The sequence below is a fragment of the Microcoleus sp. PH2017_09_SFU_O_A genome, assembly GCF_020738625.1.
In the GTDB taxonomy this organism is placed as follows: domain Bacteria; phylum Cyanobacteriota; class Cyanobacteriia; order Cyanobacteriales; family Microcoleaceae; genus Microcoleus.
In genome coordinates this window covers 61,979-80,269 of the sequence record NZ_JAEQCF010000007.1, presented here as the reverse complement: position 1 = coordinate 80,269, position 18,291 = coordinate 61,979, and the positions used below count along the sequence as shown (strand labels likewise).

The window sequence follows — 18,291 nt, the reverse complement described above, 5'->3', positions numbered from 1 at the left end:
GCCTGGGAATTCATAATATAGCCCTCCAAATTCAGGTACGTTGTTGGGCTTTAGCCCTCCAAATTCAGGTACGTTGTTGGGCTTTAGCCCTCCAAATTCAGGTACGTTGTTGGGCTTTAGCCCTCCAAATTAAGGTACGTAGCCAGAAATGGGGTTGTTAGGCTAGTAATTTGCTTTTTTTACAAGTCGAAAGAGGGCTGAAGCCCAACAACGTACCTGGAAGAGGGCTGAAGCCCAACAACGTACCTGGAAGAGGGCTGAAGCCCAACAACGTACCTGGAAGAGGGCTGAAGCCCAACAACTTACCTGGAAGAGGGCTGAAGCCCAACAACTTATCGGTTAGCCTCCTCCGACGATTGTCACAACTTCTAGGATGTCGCCCTCTTGTATTTTTGTGGTTTCCCAAAATTGTTTGTGCAGGATTTCGCCGTTGTACTCCACAGCTACTAAGCGCGGGTTTAATCCTAATTGTTCTAGTAATTTTGGTAACGGTGTGTCGATCGCACAATTGCGATTTTCTCCGTTAACTTGCAGCGCAATTTGATTTGTCATCACTCAAATATTATCAGTTTCAGGGCGGGTTTTGTACAAAAATTATATTTTATCCACAGAATTCGTGCACGAAACCCGCCCGATAAATCGCCAATCAACCTAGGTTGTCGCCTGCAAAGCTTTCTGAGCTTTCAGATGCTGCATCCGAATCAACTGCGAGATGAAAAATTGCGTGACTAAAGTAGGCTGTTCTGCATCCATAATCGATCGCACTGTGGCAACCCTTTGAGCTCCGGCATTCAACACTTCATCGAGGTTGTTGATGTCAATTCCGCCGATCGCAAACCAAGGAACAGGCGACTTACTAGCAGCATACCGCACGTAGTCCAAACCCGTCGCCGGCTTGTTTGCCTTCGTTGGAGTTTCGTAAACTGGCCCAACTCCAATATAATCTGCTCCCGCATCAATCGCTCGCTGCATTTCTTCGCTATTCGTCGTGGAACTACCGATGATCCGTCCCGGGCCGAGCAACTTGCGCGCTTCCGCTACAGACAAATCTTGCTGTCCTAAGTGTACGCCGTCAGCATCCGCGGCGATCGCCAAATCCACGCGATCGTTCACAATCAACAAAGCATCGTAGCGGTGACAAAGTTCGCAAAGCTGCCGCACATTCGCCAGCTTTACCCCGTCGTCTGAGGCTTTGTCGCGGTACTGCACCAACGTCACTCCGCCTTGCAAAGCAGCTTCCACGATTGTTAAAAAGTTGTATTTGGGGGAGGTTACAAGGTATAACTGCGATCGAAGTAACTGTTGGTAGCGCCGGTAAGCCAGCAAATCGCTTTCGAGAGTATACACTCGATAGCGCATCTGCTTAAAAGCCTTGCCCATATTCGGATCGTAAACTTTACCGTACTCTTCCAGTACCCGCAAAGCTTCCTCCACCCGACAAAAATTCGCCGCCAGTAGCTGCTGAATGCTGCCACGCTGTTCTTCCTGCGGGTGAGTCAACTCCGTACCCGGATCTGCCGGCGTATCCCTAGCGCTGCGTAATTCTGGGGTGTGCCAAAAAGCCAATTCCTGGCGCAATTGCTTGCACACGAGGGCTAAATCGGCGCTGTTGAGACCAAACCTGCACCATTCTTCAATAATTCTCAACCCTTCGCGCGATCGATCTAGATTTGCATCTAAAATCCGGCAGAGGGCTGGCTGTGCCGGTAAAGTTCTGTTTTGTTTCTCGGTCATTCAGAAAAATTGGTAGAAACCCCGTCGTTCTACGACGGCTTTACAAAGATTTTACATTGAGTCTAGCGTAATATCACAATCGAAATGCTAGACTGTAAATATGACACTAAAAGCCTTCAGCTATCGATTCTACCCAACGCCGGAACAAGAAAGTTTGTTGCGACGGACAATGGGTTGCGCTCGTTTAGTATATAACCGTGCCTTGGCTGTAAGAACCGAGGCATGGTACAAAGACCAAAAACGAGTAGGGTATGCTGAGACTTCTAGTATGCTAACAGAATGGAAGAAAACTGAAGAACTAGATTTTCTCAACGAAGTTAGTTGCGTACCGTTACAGCAGTGTTTGCGTCACTTACAAACTGCTTACACTAACTTTTTTGATGGGCGGGCAAAGTATCCTAACTTAAAAAAAAACGAAACGGTGGTAGTGCAGAGTTCACCAAGTCGGCATTTAAGTTCAAGAATGGACAAGTCTATTTAGCAAAATGCGCGCAAGCATTGCCTATTCGCTGGAGCCGAACATTGCCGACGAGTGCGACACCATCAACTATCACCGTAAAGCTTTCCCCGTCTGGCAGGTGGTCGGTTTCTCTATTGGTGGATGTTGAGATTGAGGCGTTACCTCCTTCAGGCAATCAAGTTGGTATTGACTTGGGCATTACAAGTTTACTTGCTCTTAGTACGGGCGAAAAGATTGCCAATCCCAAAGGATTCAAGGTAAAATATCGCAAGTTGAGAAGAGCGCATAAAGCTTTAAACCGAAAGCTCAAAGGGTCAAACAACCGAGACAAAGCACGGATTAAAGTAGCGAGAGTGCATCAAGAAATCGCCGATGCAAGAAAAGATAACCTTCACAAGTTAACAACGCGGTTGGTGCGCGAGAACCAAACCATCGCCGTCGAGAATTTAGCTGTGAAGAATATGGTCAAGAACCGGAAACTAGCCCTAGCTATAAGCGATGCAAGTTGGGGTGAATTGGTCAGGCAACTTGAATACAAGTGCGATTGGTACGGTCGTACTTTAATCAAGATTGACAGATGGTTTCCGAGTTCAAAACGGTGTGGCAATTGCGGTCACATCGTTGAAAATCTGCCGTTGAATATCAGGGAGTGGGATTGCCCTCAGTGTAAAACGCACCACGATCGAGATATCAATGCGGCAAAAAACATTTTGGCGGCAGGACTTGCCGTATCAGTCTGTGGAGCGACCGTCAGACCCGAACAGAGTAAATCTGTTAAGGCTGGTGCGAAACCCCTCAAAGGGAAGAAGCAGAAACCTAAGTAGTGATGCTTAGGAATCCTCGCCGTTAAGAAGGCGGGGAGGATGTCAATCAGAACCACCTTGATTAAACTAAGTGCTAGCAGTCAAACTGCTACATTCTCCCATGCCCTCAAGATTGTGGTGAAGGCGATCGACCTAATTTTGCCATCAATGGATCTAAATTTGACAAATTTTTAAGTTTTATAGAATTTCAAGAAAACAAAGCATAATAGAGCAAACTCGATAAAAGTGGAATCCTTAAGTTGCCTACCACACTTCGGAGGAAAGCCGTTAGGTTAGCAGGACAAAACAAAAGATTAACAGCAGAAAACCCCAGCAGGTGGGTGACATTAAACTGCGATCGCGCAAACCCGACACGAAACACGGGATGCGAAATTTGGCTCAAAGATAAATTGTGTTTTTTTATGATCCTAAATTCCAAACAGAGCAAGTGCAAAAAAAGTCGATTGCCAAGCAAGAGTTTAAGTTCTTGCCTGCTCCTCGTCTTTGCCAGCACGGCTTTTTGCCACCCTCAATCCTCGGCGATCGCTGTCGAGACCGGCTCCGTGCAGCTACTTTCCCAAGCGCCAGACAGCGACATTAACATACTCTACGTGAGTTCCAGCGGTGGCAGCGACACAGCAGGTAATGGCAGCGATGGAGCGCCGTTCAAAACCCTCACCTACGCCCTCAGCGTCGCCCCGCCGAAAACCGCGATTTTACTAGCGCCCGGTACTTACAGCGCTCAAAGCGGCGAAAAATTTCCATTAATGCTCAGGCCCAGCGTGACTGTTCAAGGAAATCCCAACACTCGCGGCCAAAATATTGTCATCAAAGGCGGAGGAGAGTTTATCAGTCCGACTTCGGCTGGTCAAAATATCGCGATTTTAGGCGCAGACGGGGCCGGACTCAGCGGGGTGACGGTAACAAATACCAACTATCGCGGTTACGCTTTGTGGATCGAATCGAGTTCTCCGACGGTTGTTAACAATACTTTTTCAGGTAGCACTCACGACGGCATTTCGGTAGTTGGTACTGGAAGGCCGACGATTGGCGGGAATTTTTTCTCGAAAAATGGAGCTAACGGGATTACGATTTTTGGGGAGTCTCGCCCGGAAGTTCGAGATAATGTGTTTGAAGACACCGGATTTGGGGTGAATGTCGCCCAGAACGCTTCGCCTTTGTTAATCGGCAACAAAATTACTCGGAATAAAGACGGCGTGGTGGTGCAAGCTGATGCCAGACCGATACTTCGCAACAATTATATCGAAAGCAATCGCCGAGATGGAATTGTGGCGATATCCAGAGCTCTGCCAGATTTGGGAACTTCGGCGGAACCGGGGGGGAATGTGATTCGCAATAACGGCCAGTACGATATAAACAATGCGGCGAAAGGTCAAGTCATCCCCGCTTACGGCAATCAATTGTTGAGCAATCGGACGACGGGATCGGTTGATGTGGCGGGAACTTTTAGCCCGCCTCCACCCATTGCGGGAACTGCTTTGCAGCTAAGGGTCGATCGACCTTCGAGTATCGGCGGCCCAGAAACTTCTCTCCCTGCTTACACTCCCGGGCGGCTAACTCCCAGAGTTGAAAGAGCGCCAATTGCGCCACCAGCGCCAGTTTCCAGGCGACCGGCACCCACCAGCACTCAGTTGCGGCCTCTGCTTCCTCCGAGAAACGCCGATTCTGCTGCTGAAGGAACAGGGGCGATCGCAATTCCTGTACCCGATCCAGATGCTAGATCGGTTCGAGAAAGTTCGGTACAGCAACCAATGATTCCGCCTAATTTTGATAGTTCGAGTGCGGTTACTTCCGAGGGTAAATTGCCGGTTCCGGGCCGCAACATTCCTCTAGGAAGGGGTGGCTACGTACCCGCTGGTTTAGGGGGGAATTCTCTGCCCGATTCCGAAAATTCGCCGTCAGTCGATCGAGCTTCTGCTTTAGGTTTCCGGTATCGAGTTGTGGTGGATGCCGAGAGTTCGGGCGATCGACAAAAAATGCTATCTTTGGTTCCCGATGCTTTTCGGACTTTTACCAACGGGCGATCGGTGATTCAAGCTGGTGTTTTTCAAGAACGCGAAAAAGCTGAAGAATTGCTACAAATTCTCACCGCTAATGGCTTGAATGCTCGGATCGAAGATATCAAATGACAGTTGACAGTTGACAGTTGTCAGTTGTCAGTTGATATCTTCCAAAAATAACTAGGACGGGCAAGATGCCCGTTCCAAAAAAAATGTTTTTTCTTGTGAAACGGGCATCTTGCCCGTTCCAAAATTTTATTAAAAGAACTTTTGCAAGAGGTCTATTAGTTTGTCAACTGTCCACTACCAACTGTCAACTGTCAACTGTCAACTGTCAACTATTTTAGGGCCTAGCATATCGGATGCCAGACCCTAAAACATTTGTGAGTTAAATTGATTCAAGTGGGTTTTTAGCTCTGCTGAAATTCAGCAAACAACTACTACTAAGGTGAACTTTTTGGCAACTGCTCTGCGAGGGAGCTAGCTATTAGCGGAGCCTATTCAGACTTCTGTGTTTGATTGTGCGATCGCAATTCTAACTTGATAACTTTCGATTTCTCAAATCGCCTCAAGCTATTTCACAAATTCCGAGCGCAATATCAACCTTTCTTTTATCTGCTAATAAACTACACGATTCAGGCGTTGCCTGCGAACTAGAGCCGAGCGGGACAAACACTCTAATTCAAATTTTTTTATCCAAGTTTTTTGTGCTGCTTGGTTTCTGCCCCTCATGTATTTAAACTAACACCAATTCTGCACTAACTCTACTTTGTTTACGAAACTTGACACTTTTTGACGCACCGAAATACTTCAGAAATCGATTATTAACAATTTGTACGATCGCGCGTTAGCACAATGTGCATATCCGGCAATATTTGTTGACTTTCACCGCAGCAGGGCTTCCCAAGTAGCGCGGCCGACAATGCCGTCTGCTGGTAGCTGATATCGTCGTTGAGCAGCCTTGACAGCAGCTTCAGTTTCCCGCCCGAACACGCCGTCAGCACTCGCGCGCAAAAATCCCTTGGCCCTCAGTCGCTCTTGCAATTCTCTGACTGCTGGGCCCCGCATTCGTCTTCTCAAAACAGGAAAATTGGTGGGCTGCGGTTGGGGGCTAATCTCTGTGTTTTCGGGGGTTGTGGCTGTGGGGGCGATCGGGTTTTCGATCGCCCCCACAGCCGCTGGAAACAGCCGGTTCCAAGTATCTTGACCGACTATGCCATCTGGGGCGATGCCTGCGGCTTCCTGGAACTGAGACACGGCTTTAGCTGTGCTTTGCGAGAAAATCCCGTCTACCTCGCCGTTATAAAATCCCAATAATTTAAGAGCAGCTTGGAGTTCGGTAACATCTGAGCCGCGACTGCCGATTTTGAGCGCGGGGCGGACGATCGCACCTGTTTGGGCGATCGGGCTGTTATTATTGCCTGGTTCAGATGTTGGTAGCTGTGCATTAGCAGGAGTAGAGGCGATCGCGCCCAGTGCCAATAAACCGCACAAACTCCAGCCGAGGAGTAAACTCGGAACTTCGCGGGCTTTATTCCAGCTTGCTGTCAGGTTTTGGGACATGGGAAATTCGACCGATACAAAACTTGGTAGCGATCGTACATCAAATCTGGAAAAAATTGGGCATTGGCCAAACAGGGCATCGGCCAAACAGGGCATCGGCCAAACAGGGCATCGGCCAAACAGGGCATCGGCCAAACAGGGCATTTTTGATTCCCAGTCCTTCCCTTTGATAAAAAAATTAATCCCCTAAAATAGCTGCAATTGGCAAAAAAACTGCTAGATTGCCGTAGAGCTAAAGATTAAACCGCGTTCATTGGGCCTTCTTCAACACCATGACCGAATCCAGCAACCCCACCAGAACCGCTAGCCAAATAGACATCGGCAATGTCAACATCGGCAACTTCCAAGTCGGCAGCATCAGCGGCAACAAATACAACGACTTCAACGCCAACGGGCGGCCCGACGGCAGTGATGTGCCAATTCCCAACTGGCAAATCTACCTCGACCTCAACAACAACAACCGGATCGACGGCGGTGAACCTTCGACCCTCACCAACGCCCAAGGCAACTACATCTTTGCCAACCTGCCACCGGGAACTTATCAAGTTAGGGAAGTCCAGCAGCCGAACTTTCGCCAAACTACCCCGAATCCCGCACCCATAACAATAACCAGCGGGACAAATGCTAGCAATATTAATTTTGGCAATAATTTCAACGCTGGGACGATCGCAGGTACAAAATTCAACGACATCAACAGCAATGCTCGCCTCGATCCGGGGGAACCGCCCCTAGCTAACTGGCAGATTTACCTCGACCTCAACCGCAACAATCGGCTAGACGGTGGCGAACCTTCTACTATTACAAACCTTCAAGGGAATTACGCTTTTGTCAATATTCCTGCAAATACATATTTGGTGAGAGAAGTCCAGCAACCGGGTTTTCGCCAAACTACCCCCGACCCGGGCCCGGTTAACGTTACTTCCAATGTGACCACCACAGATATTAACTTTGGCAATGTGTTTTTTGTCGGCAGCATCAGCGGTCTCAAATACAATGACCTCAATGCCAACAGTGTCCGAGACGCGACAGATCCGCCTCTGGTTAACTGGCAAATTTACCTCGACCTCAACGCCAACAACAGGTTAGATCCGGGGGAACCCAATACCATCACAAACCCCCAAGGCAACTACACTTTTGCCAATGTTTCCCCGGGCCGGTATTTGGTGAGGGAAGTTCAGCAACCGGGATGGATACAGACTACGCCAAATCCAGGGTCGATCGACATTACGGGCAATACCAACGCTGTCGGGGTCAATTTCGGCAACAATTTCCCCACCGGCAGCATCAGCGGCTTTAAGTTCAACGACCTCAACGCTAACGGTGTCAACGAACCGACTGAACCGAGAGTTGCCAACTGGCCGATTTACCTCGACACCAACAACAACAATGTCCGAGATCCCAACGAACCTTCGACTTTAACAAACCCCCAAGGTAATTTCTCTTTTATCAACTTGCCCCAAGGCATTTATTCGGTGAGGGAAGTCCCGCAGCCCGGTTTCCGACAAACTACGCCAAATCCGACTCCGATCGCCGTGGGTAACGGCACAAATGCCACCAATCTCAGCTTTGGCAACGTGTTGGTGACTGGTACGATTAGCGGTGTGAAATTTAACGATTTTAATGCCAACGGCCGCCTAGACCCCGGGGAACCGCCGATCGCCAATACCCAAATTTACATTGACCTCAATAACAACAGCCGTTTAGATCCGGGCGAAGCCAGTAACTTTAGCGACAGTCAGGGCAATTACAGTTTCCGCAATGTTCCGGTAGGTAGTTACATCATTAGGGAAGTTCCGCCGCCCGGTTTCATTCAAACAACTCCGCCTGCGCTGGTAGTTGTCTCGGCAGATGTTCGGGCTAGCAGCATCGATTTGCTGACTGGAGATCCTGAAAGTCGTAGCGTAGCGGGGCGTAAGCCATCGGCTAAATCCTTGAAAGGCGACCCGCTGACGGATGCTAGCTATGGGGGCGAACCTGTAGGCAATATGGGGGCGGATACCTCGCTGGCGATCGCGGGTCGCGATAGTTATCAAATTAGCGATCTTTTGCTCGATCGACCTGCCGCGAATGTAGGCAATATTCCTAACTTTGGGCAACAAAATGTCATTTGGGAGCCTAGTCCACAAATCGCCGGATTTGTCAAGACCAATGAATTAATTAATTGGGATCTGGAAACTCGTTCGGGTAGGTGATTTAGTTTTGAATAAAGCTCGATCGCCCGGAATGCCAAACTGCAAATAAAAATCAGGAACAGATTAAAGGGCGATCGCGTGATACCCTATTCTTGGCAGCGTCCAAGACTCAAGCGTAAGTTCCGGGAACCCCGAAGCTGGCTTGTTGTATATTGGGTGAAATATTTCAGAGGCTGTTGATACAAAGTAAATGATTTTCTAGAAACTTCTTGAATAATTAGGTAAAAGCTGGTAGTGTAGATTGAGAAAAAAAATGCTTTAGCGACTAAAACAGCTAAGAGCATGGTCACTTTGAGTCATTATCGTTTCCAGGAAATGTTGAAGCATCAAGCTGTTAAATATGGCAGTTTTGTAGTAGGCATAACGGAAGAATACATATCAAAAACCCGTTCAAAGTGTGGACATAAATTCAAATGGCGCTTTCAATATCTTGTTGAAAGCTTTGAGAGATACCTCCTTGACAGGAGAGCTTGCAGCTTTTTCTGTCTTGCCATACACGGTAGTATCAGGCTTAGTCCTGGATTTGCCGGGTTAAATGTATCTGTAGCATTGAGCGTAAGTCAGAAACTATCAGACAGTTCCCCTAACCCCGATCGGCATATTTTCAGGGAAAGCAAATCATATCCAGTCCGGTAGCTCGATCGGTCTAAAGCTTGTTGTGAAGAGCTTGTTGTGAAGAGGCAATCCCAGAGCCTGCGATCGTCTGTTTACAGCAAACCATGACAAACCTGAACGATGCCGCCCGACTTGCGATCGGCTGGAGCACTCAATCAAGGCCTTTTTAGAGCTCAAACCAGCAAGTATGTACGGAGAGAGAAGGCGTGCAAATCTTAAAGATGTTGCCCTCAAATTGCCAGGGCTCTTCAAAACCTGATATACTGGCCAGCGACAAAGCTTGAGGCATTGTTGTGTGAGATGGGGAACATTACCTCAAGCACAGACGTATGTAAAATCGAGTGGCAATTGTCAGCGACTAGCAAAAACTACTCAGCTATTGACAAACCCATACAGTAGTCTGTAATTTACGTGGATTTAGGTGTGAAGGAGAGAAATCATGGCAAATTTAACTAGCGAAGAGCGGATTGCCCAGCAATTACAGGTTGGGAATACAGGCCCGGCAATTTTAGGTATCAAGTTCAATGACTTGAACGCGGATGGGATCAGACAGGCAAATGAACCAGGTCTGGCAAACATTCCCATTCTCCTCGAACCTGCGATCGGCAGCAACGGCCGATTAGATACAGGCGATATCTCCGTCCTTACAGACGCTAACGGAGGGTTCTCGTTCATAAATCTGGTTCCCGGCAACTACGTAGTCACAGAAACAACAGTACCGGCTGGTTTCCGTACCACGACTCCGAATCCCCTCGCTGTCACTGTTGGAAACACAAACACCAACGTTTTCTTTGGCAACACCCAGCTTGTGGGCAGCCGGATTGTTGGATGCAAATACTTAGACATAGATGCCGACGGCTTTCGAGACGGGAATGAACCGGGGATTAAAAATGTCAGGATATATCTTGATGGCAGCAACGGCAGCGTCCCCAACGGCCGATTAGATGCAGGGGAACTTAACACATTATCAGACAAAAATGGTTCGTGGTCGTTTAATGTAACACCTGGAACATACAGAGTTCGGGAAGAACGAGTCAACGGTATCAACGGAGAACCCCTAGAAAGAGATTTCCCCCAAAGCACCCCACCCAACAACATCCCTGTACTCGACGTAACGGTAGCCCCCGGTCAAACCTTTGCCTGCGCTCAAGTTGGCGACACTCCGCTGTATCAAATTGAAATTAACAAATTTCGGGACATAGACCGCAGTGGCACGCGAAATGTGGTCAATGGAGTTTTTGAACCCCCCATTGCTAACGTACCCTTCATTTTAGATTTGAACGGGAACGGTCGGTGGGATGGAGCATCCTCTGAACCAGTTGCAATCACAGATATAAACGGGGTGGCTACCTTCCGCGATTTGCGAGCTGCTAATTATTCAGTGTTGGAAGTTTTCCCAAGAAACTCTCTCAGCGAAGTAGGTGGACCTAACATTCCCCCAGGCAACCTCAATGCTCCAGTGGCAACTACTCCTAACCCCGCTCTGGTTTCGGCACCAGGCCCGCAAGCACGGTTCCAGGGTACGATCAGCAGAGAGCAACCGATCTTGGTAACAGATTCAACCTATACACTGAAACCAAACGACCCTAAATTCGTAGATACCAACCGCGACGGCGTTCAACAGGCTGGGGAAAGATCGATCGCGGCCACAGGCGAGCGGCCGATTTTTGCCAACACCCCTTTACCTTTCCCAGCGACTAACCCCTCACCAGCAGTTATCTTTACTCCTGTGGGAGCTAATACTGGGAATGGAAGTAATTCTGGTGTGGGAAACACTCTACCTAACATCACTGTATTCAAATACAATGACCTGAACGGAAACGGTCGCTTCGAGCCTATTCAGGGTGAAGCACCAATTAGCGGTGTCACTGTCTTCCTAGACACCAACAATAATGGCACTCCTGAGGCCGGAGAACAACAAATACAGACGAATGCTCAAGGAAGAGGAGCATTTACCAACTTGCAACTGGGCAATTACACGGTGCGGGAAGTCGTACCGGCTGGTTTCTCGGCTTCGACAACTGCTGGTGTTCCGGTAACTCTAGGCACTCAGGACGCTAACGTTACTTTTGCCAATACACCGAATAGCAACATCACTGGTTGCAAATTCGAGGACTTTAACTTGAATGGCTATCGAGACGGAAACGAACCGGCGATTAGCGGCGTTACTGTTTTTCTCGATACCAATAACAACGGCGCCCTGGATGCAGGGGAAGCAACTACCACTAGCGATCAGTTTGGTACTTTTGCTTTCAGAAATTTGCGTCCCGGTACTTACAACCTGCGAGAAGTACCTCCTCCTGGTTTCTTCCAGACGACTCAACCGCTCAATATCGTTTTGGGCCCCAATCAAACCTTTACTTGCGCTTTGATTGGTAACTCTCGCCGCTATGATTTGTTAGTTCCCAAATTCCGAGACGACAACCGCAACGGCGTACAAGACGGAACCGAACCTCGTCTGGCTAATGTTCCATTTACTTTGGATTTGAACCGGAACAATCGTTACGATGCCGCCACTGAGCCTTTGGTGAGAACGAACGCACAAGGGATTGCTCTATTCCCGAATTTGTTCCCGGCTACTTACTCGGTTTTGGAAGTTTTCGACGATCCGAACGTGCCCAACCCGTTCCCGATCCGGACAGGGCCTAATCCTGTTACCTTTAACGTGCCGGGACCCAATACTACGCCTTCGGCGCCAGTAGCGACTCCAGCAAGAACTGCTTCTAGCTTGGATCTAGTGACCGGCGGTACGGATATGGATGCTACAGTTAGCAACGATCCTTTGACTAACGGTGGCAGTGCCGATGCTACAGTGACAGCCAGCAGTATCGCTGAATTCGTCGCATCGAGTGGAGTTGTTACCAACTTTGACGATCTTGAGGCCTTGAAAACAGCGAGTTCGCTGACTTTTGCAACTACACAAGATAAGTCTGAGGATTGGCTGTTGGCTGCTCCTGCTCCAATCCAAGTGTTCTAATCTGAAGTTGGGTTTCTAGTTTGAAACTCAACTATTAGTAATTAGCTAGTTTAAACTGCACGTCAAACATTGTTTTGGGGTGCAGTTTACTTTTTTGCCGATCGCACAAACTGTCTTTAGTATAGCAATCCTAAATGATTAATACAGATATGTAGGGGCGGTGCCAAGAGTGCCCGCCCTCTGAGATTGGGCAACCACGGGGAGTAGGGGTCGGATTGCCCCTACAAGAATTACACAAATGATTTAGGATTGCTATAGTAGACTGCGATCGGCAAAAAGAACGATTCCCCGCCGCCACAAAACCTTTATTTATATCACAGGTAAAATTTTGCATCCCAACGGCGGATCTGTAGTTAATGGTTAGGAAGGACTAAATTCCTTACTACAAACCTTGTTTTTAAGAAGGACTAAATTCCTTACTACAAACCTTGTTTTTAAGTTTGTACTGAGGACTTTAGTCCTCATATTTCTTTTTTCCTGCTTTTTAAAATAGTAATCCCGCCATCTTGGTGGCGGGATTGATAGGTTGCAGTTGAGCTGTTTTCTAGCTTTAGCTAGAATTGAAATTAGCTCGCTGCTCAATTAGCTAATGCCAGCCATTTCTTGCTGAATTGTACTCTTGGCTTCTTTGAATTGAGTAGCCATTTGTTCCATTTGTGCTTCGCTCAGGTTGCGGCGAATTTGAGGGAACATATCGTTTTCTTCTTCCTTAACGTGATCCTGAACCGCTTTTTTTAGCTGTTGGATTTGAGCTTTGAAATCAGAAGAACTGGGGTTGAGAGCCTTGATTTGGGCGAGCATTTGCTTCATTGCTGCTTGCTCGTCGTACAGTTCTTGGGTATCGCTGTAGTAGCTGCGAACTGCGGGATAGACAATTTGTTCTTCGGCTTCTGCATGAACGCTTAAGTCTTTGTAAAGTTGACCGAAGAATTCTTGCAGTTTTTGAGGATTGTCGGTTTTTTCGATTTCCATGAATATGGTATCGACTTTGCGGTGATCCATGGAGATGATTTCGGTGATGTTCATCTCCTCTTTGGTGCGGGTAACTGCACCGCCGATGATGCCGGTCATCGCAGCCATTGCGTCTTGGACGCGGGCCCAAACGCCTTGATCGGGGTCTTTTCCGGTGAGTTCGCGCACTCCTAAAATTTCGAGAACTCCTTTGAGTTGTTCTTGGTGGGCGCGGTTTTCAAAGTTAACTGTGTTGAGGGGAGTAATGGCGGCTTCGATGTCGGCGCCAACTACTTGAGCGGCTTTGTGAATTAACAAGCCGGCCATTGTTTGTTTGTGTTTGAGCAGTTCGTGCTGACCGACTTTTTCAAACATTGTGAGTTCAGAACCTTCCATGAGTTTCTGAATTTCTTCGATCATTTTTGTGGTGGTTTCTTTGGGTTCGGATTGAATCCCGTATTGGACGATCGTGGTTTCCAATACGCCCATGTTTTTGCGATCGTCCTCCAGCATATCCCGGAAGCGATCGCACAGTTCGGAGTCGTTGCAGGAATTGATGAACAATTGCTCGTTGGCGATCAGCAGGTTTTGCAGTGCTTTCATGTCTGCTAATTTCATCGCGATCGCTTGGCGCTTGGTATCTTCAAGGGTAGCTACCATCTGTCGTTTCTCCTCTCGATGTCTTTAGTGTTCTTACATCTTTTAATTTATGGAAATATTCTGATTACTCCCTCTTTCTCCCGACTGATTCATTAATATCCCGCGCAACCTATTGACTTTTAAACCAAGAAATGGTAAGTAATTAAGGCTAAGGTCGTTTTAAAAAAAGCAAAAATTACTTCCTGAATGACCACAACCCACAGACAACAGCCCACTGACAACTGACAACTGACTTTTGTATCAATTAATCCCGATCGCACATCAGTAAAGCGCTACTATAGTTGAAGCCGAAGTTAACTGAAGTTTAAGAATAACTAGCTTGTCTCAACTGCTCACTGCTTTAGAGTTCCCAGCCAAGGTCTGGAAGCTGCACAATGGGTTAACGGTCATTCACCAGCGGATTTCGGCCACACCGGTGGTTGCGCTAGACGTGTGGGTGAGGGCTGGCGCTACGAAGGAGCCGGATTCTTGGTCGGGAATGGCTCATTTTCTAGAACACATGATATTTAAAGGGACGGATGCGATCGCCCCTGGAGAATTTGACCAAGTAATCGAAAATCGCGGCGGTGTCGCCAACGCAGCTACAAGTCACGACTACGCCCATTTTTATGTCAACGCTGGGGCAGATTATTTAGCAGAAACGGCGCAGCCACTGGCAGAATTGCTGTTGCGTGCTGGGATTCCCGATGCGGAATTCGATCGCGAACGAGATGTGGTGCTCGAAGAAATCCGACAATCTCAAGACGATCCCGATTGGCTGGGTTTCCAAGCAATGATGGAAACAGTCTACCAGCGACATCCCTACAGGCGATCGGTACTCGGTACGGAAGAGTTGCTGATGTCGCGAACTCCCCACGAAATGCGCTGTTTTCATCGATCGCACTATCAGCCGGAAAATATGACTGTGGTGATAGTCGGGGGAATTGAGGAAGAAGAAGCCAGAGATATCACAGGGAAAGCATTCGATCGGTTTTCTGACAGGTGGGATTGTCCTAAATTTGTCGCCGAAGCCGAACCGCCGTTAGTAGAAATTCGCCGTCAGGAACTCTGTCTTCCTCGATTGGAACAAGCGCGACTGATGATGGCGTGGACTGGGCCGGGAGTCGATCACTTGCAAAGTGCTTGCGGCTTGGATTTGATCTCTGTGTTGCTCGCAGATGGGCGGAGTTCGCGTTTAGTCCGGGAACTGCGGGAAGAATTACAATTGGTACACGCGATCGAAAGCTCTTTCTCGCTACAACGGGAATCGAGTTTGTTTACGATTAGTGCTGTCTTGGAAGCCGAGGATCTAGAAGAGGTGGAATCTCGAATTTGCGATCGGCTTTGGGAATTGCAATCTGAGCTGGTTTCGGAGACAGAACTGATGCGCTGCAAGCGTTTGCTGTGCAACGACTTTGCTTTCTCCCTCGAAACGCCGGGACAGTTAGCTGGTCTTTACGGATATTACAGTACGATCGCCACTGCCGAATTAGCGCTCAGCTATCCTACCAGGATTCAGTCATTTAAGCCATCAGACCTCCAGCGCCTAGCTCAACAATATCTCTCACCCCGGCGCTACGCGGCTGTGGCGATCAAGCCAGTCTGATGGTTAAGCTGGTCAATATCAATATCTTTGCTAACGGATAAATCTTGGTTTGTCCGGTGTTTTCTGTGTTTGGCCCGCACCCTAGGGGATAGATTTTGTTACATTTAGTATGATCGTGCATCAAGCTCTGCTCGGTCTGACAGCATACAAAATGCAAATGGAAAATAGCAAAATGGCGATCGATTCAGTTGACAGTTGACAGTTGACAGTTGACAGCACTTGACGAAGGAAGAAGATTGGAGTAATGAATAGTCTGATTTTAATTTCTCCCAATCAAGGTTCCGGCTTTCAACCAATTATTTCTGGTAATTACCAATTACCCATTACCAATTACCCATTACCGATTCCCCATTACCGATTCCCAATTACTAACTAAATTAATGATGAAAAATGAAATTCAGCGCACGGTTTTAGACAACGGTATGGTTGTCTTAGCATCAGAAAATCCAGCAGCAGATATTATTGCAGCTAGGATATTCCTGCGCGCCGGTAGCCGCTGCGTACAGCCGGAACAAGCAGGATTGTGTCACTTGCTGTCGGCGGTAATGACTAAGGGAACCGATCGCCTGTCTTCGCTAGAAATTGCCGAACGTGTAGAATCGGTAGGAGCGAGATTGAGTACCGACTCGACTACAGACTATTTTTTAGTGAGTTTGAAGACGGTTGTTGCCGATTTTCAGGACATTTTGGAGTTGGCTGCGGAATTGATGCGATCGCCCACTTTCCCGGAAGCTGAAGTCGAACTCGAACGCCGCATTGCGATATCGGCAATTCGATCGCAACAAGAACAACCATTTGCGATCGCCTTCGAGCAATTGCGACACGCCATGTATCAGGAACATCCCTATGCTTTCTCCACCTTGGGCACGGAAGCTACGATGTCAAAGCTCACCAGAAACGAGCTCGAACAGTTCCACAAAACCTATTTCCGTCCCGATAATGTGGTTATTTCGGTAGCCGGCAGAATATCTACCGAAGATGCGATCGCCCTGATCGATCGTACATTTGGTGACTGGAAAGCGCCTTTAACACCCCTCCCAACTTTAACCGTTCCCCCCCTCAAAGCCTCCCCGCAATCCGTGGCTAAGGCGCAAGATACCCAGCAATCAGTGATTATGCTGGGCTACCTCGCGCCCTCGGTCAAAAATCCCGACTATGCAGCGATTAAGTTACTGAATACCTATTTGGGTAACGGTTTGTCGAGTCGGTTGTTTGTGGAATTGCGGGAAAAGCGGGGCTTAGCTTACGATGTTTCGGCACTCTACGCGACGCGCCTGGACACGGCTCAGTTTGTAGCGTACATGGGTACAGCACCCGAAAATACGGTGACTGCTTTTGAAGGATTGCGTACAGAAGTCGATCGACTCGCCAACACCCAACTAAGCGAAGAAGAATTGCAAGCTTGCAAGAATAAAATGCTCGGTCAATATGCTTTAGGAAAACAAACCAATTCGCAAATTGCCCAAGTTTTAGGTTGGTACGAAATCCTGGAATTGGGAATTAAATTTGACGAGCAGTTTCAAGCAGAAATTGCGGCAGTTACTGCTGCTGAAGCTAGGGAAGCTGCTCACAAATACTTCGTCGAACCGTATATTTCTTTGGTGGGCCCGGAGGCGGCGATTACAGAGTTGGGCGTGGCTGCTGTTTGTTAAGGAGGAAATGGGCGATCGAACTTTTCACAAGTTCGATCGATCTAACCAGTTTGTCCATCTGATAGACTAAAGGAATTGATTGGGCTAAGTTGAGCTATGACCATTGCGATCGACCAACCAATACAACAGAAACCACTCAGCTTTGACGAGTTTATCGCCCGTTATGGTGGCGATAATCGCTATGAGCTGATCGATGGAGAGGTATTCGACTTGGAACCCACAGGCCCCCATGAGGAGGTTGCAGCCTTCATTACCACAAAAATATGTGTCCAGATCGACGGAACAGGCTTACCTTGGTTTGTCCTTCAGCGGGGACTATTGCGCCCTTCAAATATTGGTATGACAGCATTTCGACCTGATGTTGCAGTTGTCGATCGAAATGAACTTACTAAAGAACTGCTTTGGTCTGGTGAGTCGATTCTAACACTGGGCAGTTCGATTAAATTTGTGGCGGAAGTTGTTAGTAGTAACTGGCAAAATGACTATTCTCGTAAAGTTGAAGACTACGCAGTTTTAGGTATTCCTGAATATTGGATTGCGGACTACGCAGGATTAGGTGGTACTCAACACATTGGAAAGCCTAAAAAACCCACCCTTTCTATTTGCACTTTAGTGAATGGGGAATATCAAATTCAACAGATTCGGGGCAATCAGACCATCGTCTCTCTAACTTTCCCAGACTTAAAACTGACTGCTGAACAGGTTTTGATGGCTGGCAGGTAAAATCATTAAATGCCTTACCGCTTTTCCGGAGCTAAGCTGCCAATTACCGCCACAAGCTTTGCATAAGCCTCTAGATCCACTGGCCTGTATTTGACTTTGGCGATCGCCGGATCGTTGCTAAGATAGTTGTTGTCTCTCCAGTTTTTTGATGGCCTGATTGGTCTCAGAACAAAGCCACCACCACAATTCGGACAAATATTTTTACCCAAAATGCTCTCCACACAGGTAGCGCAAAAAGTGCATTCATAGGTACAGATGCGTGCATCAAGCGAGTCTGGTGGCAACGCCTTGTTGCAATGCTCACAGGTTGGTCTGAGTTCGAGCATATTTTCTCCTATTTGTGACGGCTTTATAA

13 protein-coding genes and 1 pseudogene are annotated in these 18,291 nt (G+C 47.9%); 9 read left to right on the top strand and 5 right to left on the bottom strand.

From position 1 onward, the window contains the following. Positions 1–339 precede the first annotated feature (339 nt). Together thiS and JGK16_RS04750 are read right to left on the bottom strand one after the other, a co-directional pair. Entirely contained in the window at positions 340–552 is a 213-nt protein-coding gene (gene thiS / locus JGK16_RS04755; RefSeq protein ID WP_293189766.1) for a sulfur carrier protein ThiS, read from the bottom strand. Positions 553–651: 99 nt separating this feature from the next. Further along, a complete protein-coding gene (locus JGK16_RS04750; RefSeq protein WP_293189765.1) occupies positions 652–1,734 on the bottom strand; it encodes a thiamine phosphate synthase in 1,083 nt (360 codons plus the stop codon). 100 nt (positions 1,735–1,834) lie between these two features. Between JGK16_RS04750 and JGK16_RS04745 the strand changes: the two are divergent. The 3 genes and pseudogenes from JGK16_RS04745 (at position 1,835) to JGK16_RS04735 (ending at position 5,147) form a co-directional block, all read left to right on the top strand. Next, positions 1,835–3,018 (top strand): annotated as a pseudogene (locus JGK16_RS04745) (RNA-guided endonuclease TnpB family protein). A 39-nt stretch (positions 3,019–3,057) separates the two neighbouring features. After that, positions 3,058–3,192 carry a hypothetical protein gene (locus JGK16_RS04740; RefSeq protein ID WP_293189764.1) on the top strand — a complete coding sequence of 45 codons (135 nt, stop codon included), beginning with the start codon at positions 3,058–3,060 and terminating at the stop codon, positions 3,190–3,192. A 65-nt stretch (positions 3,193–3,257) separates the two neighbouring features. Then, on the top strand, positions 3,258–5,147 hold the full coding sequence (locus tag JGK16_RS04735; RefSeq protein WP_293189763.1) for a DUF1565 domain-containing protein: 1,890 nt from the start codon (positions 3,258–3,260) through the stop codon (positions 5,145–5,147). A 756-nt stretch (positions 5,148–5,903) separates the two neighbouring features. On the opposite strand, the gene JGK16_RS04730 is transcribed toward JGK16_RS04735, so the two are convergent. Beyond that, positions 5,904–6,725, bottom strand: coding sequence for a peptidoglycan-binding protein (locus JGK16_RS04730; RefSeq protein WP_293189762.1), 822 nt, complete (start codon positions 6,723–6,725; stop codon positions 5,904–5,906). A gap of 128 nt (positions 6,726–6,853) precedes the next feature. Between JGK16_RS04730 and JGK16_RS04725 the strand changes: the two genes are divergently transcribed. Both JGK16_RS04725 and JGK16_RS04720 read left to right on the top strand, forming a co-directional pair. Then, the gene (locus tag JGK16_RS04725; RefSeq protein ID WP_293175738.1) at positions 6,854–8,773 is read left to right on the top strand and encodes an SdrD B-like domain-containing protein; all 1,920 of its coding nucleotides are present in this window, start codon (positions 6,854–6,856) and stop codon (positions 8,771–8,773) included. A 1,054-nt stretch (positions 8,774–9,827) separates the two neighbouring features. Next, positions 9,828–12,365 carry an SdrD B-like domain-containing protein gene (locus tag JGK16_RS04720; protein ID WP_293189761.1) on the top strand — a complete coding sequence of 846 codons (2,538 nt, stop codon included), beginning with the start codon at positions 9,828–9,830 and terminating at the stop codon, positions 12,363–12,365. A gap of 582 nt (positions 12,366–12,947) precedes the next feature. On the opposite strand, the gene JGK16_RS04715 is transcribed toward JGK16_RS04720, so the two are convergent. Next, the gene (locus JGK16_RS04715) at positions 12,948–13,976 is read right to left on the bottom strand and encodes a hemerythrin domain-containing protein (protein ID WP_293175742.1); all 1,029 of its coding nucleotides are present in this window, start codon (positions 13,974–13,976) and stop codon (positions 12,948–12,950) included. 319 nt (positions 13,977–14,295) lie between these two features. Here JGK16_RS04715 and JGK16_RS04710 point away from each other — a divergent pair, with 319 nt between their 5' ends. From JGK16_RS04710 to JGK16_RS04695, 4 genes are all read left to right on the top strand, one after another. Further along, a complete protein-coding gene (locus JGK16_RS04710; RefSeq protein WP_293189760.1) occupies positions 14,296–15,561 on the top strand; it encodes a pitrilysin family protein in 1,266 nt (421 codons plus the stop codon). Between the two features lie 244 nt (positions 15,562–15,805). Beyond that, entirely contained in the window at positions 15,806–15,937 is a 132-nt protein-coding gene (locus JGK16_RS04705) for a hypothetical protein (RefSeq protein WP_293175745.1), read from the top strand. 7 nt (positions 15,938–15,944) lie between these two features. Further along, positions 15,945–17,213, top strand: a complete 1,269-nt coding sequence (locus JGK16_RS04700; RefSeq protein ID WP_293175853.1) for a pitrilysin family protein — start codon at positions 15,945–15,947, stop codon at positions 17,211–17,213. A 96-nt stretch (positions 17,214–17,309) separates the two neighbouring features. Then, positions 17,310–17,936, top strand: a complete 627-nt coding sequence (locus JGK16_RS04695) for a Uma2 family endonuclease (protein ID WP_293175747.1) — start codon at positions 17,310–17,312, stop codon at positions 17,934–17,936. Positions 17,937–17,950: 14 nt separating this feature from the next. Here the strand turns inward: JGK16_RS04695 and JGK16_RS04690 are convergent, their stop codons facing one another. Then, the gene (locus JGK16_RS04690; protein WP_293175749.1) at positions 17,951–18,262 is read right to left on the bottom strand and encodes a DUF1272 domain-containing protein; all 312 of its coding nucleotides are present in this window, start codon (positions 18,260–18,262) and stop codon (positions 17,951–17,953) included. Between the last annotated feature and the right edge of the window lie 29 nt (positions 18,263–18,291).

Excerpts from the sequence above, each read along its gene's own strand:
- JGK16_RS04725 (WP_293175738.1), top strand. The coding sequence starts at position 6,854 with ATGACCGAATCCAGCAACCCCACCAGAACCGCTAGCCAAATAGACATC.
- JGK16_RS04705 (WP_293175745.1), top strand. The coding sequence starts at position 15,806 with ATGAATAGTCTGATTTTAATTTCTCCCAATCAAGGTTCCGGCTTTCAA.
- thiS (WP_293189766.1), bottom strand. The coding sequence starts at position 552 with ATGACAAATCAAATTGCGCTGCAAGTTAACGGAGAAAATCGCAATTGT.
- JGK16_RS04715 (WP_293175742.1), bottom strand. The coding sequence starts at position 13,976 with ATGGTAGCTACCCTTGAAGATACCAAGCGCCAAGCGATCGCGATGAAA.
- JGK16_RS04750 (WP_293189765.1), bottom strand. The coding sequence starts at position 1,734 with ATGACCGAGAAACAAAACAGAACTTTACCGGCACAGCCAGCCCTCTGC.
- JGK16_RS04740 (WP_293189764.1), top strand. The coding sequence starts at position 3,058 with ATGTCAATCAGAACCACCTTGATTAAACTAAGTGCTAGCAGTCAAACT.
- JGK16_RS04730 (WP_293189762.1), bottom strand. The coding sequence starts at position 6,725 with ATGCCCTGTTTGGCCGATGCCCTGTTTGGCCGATGCCCTGTTTGGCCG.
- JGK16_RS04720 (WP_293189761.1), top strand. The coding sequence starts at position 9,828 with ATGGCAAATTTAACTAGCGAAGAGCGGATTGCCCAGCAATTACAGGTT.
- JGK16_RS04695 (WP_293175747.1), top strand. The coding sequence starts at position 17,310 with ATGACCATTGCGATCGACCAACCAATACAACAGAAACCACTCAGCTTT.
- JGK16_RS04690 (WP_293175749.1), bottom strand. The coding sequence starts at position 18,262 with ATGCTCGAACTCAGACCAACCTGTGAGCATTGCAACAAGGCGTTGCCA.
- JGK16_RS04700 (WP_293175853.1), top strand. The coding sequence starts at position 15,945 with ATGAAAAATGAAATTCAGCGCACGGTTTTAGACAACGGTATGGTTGTC.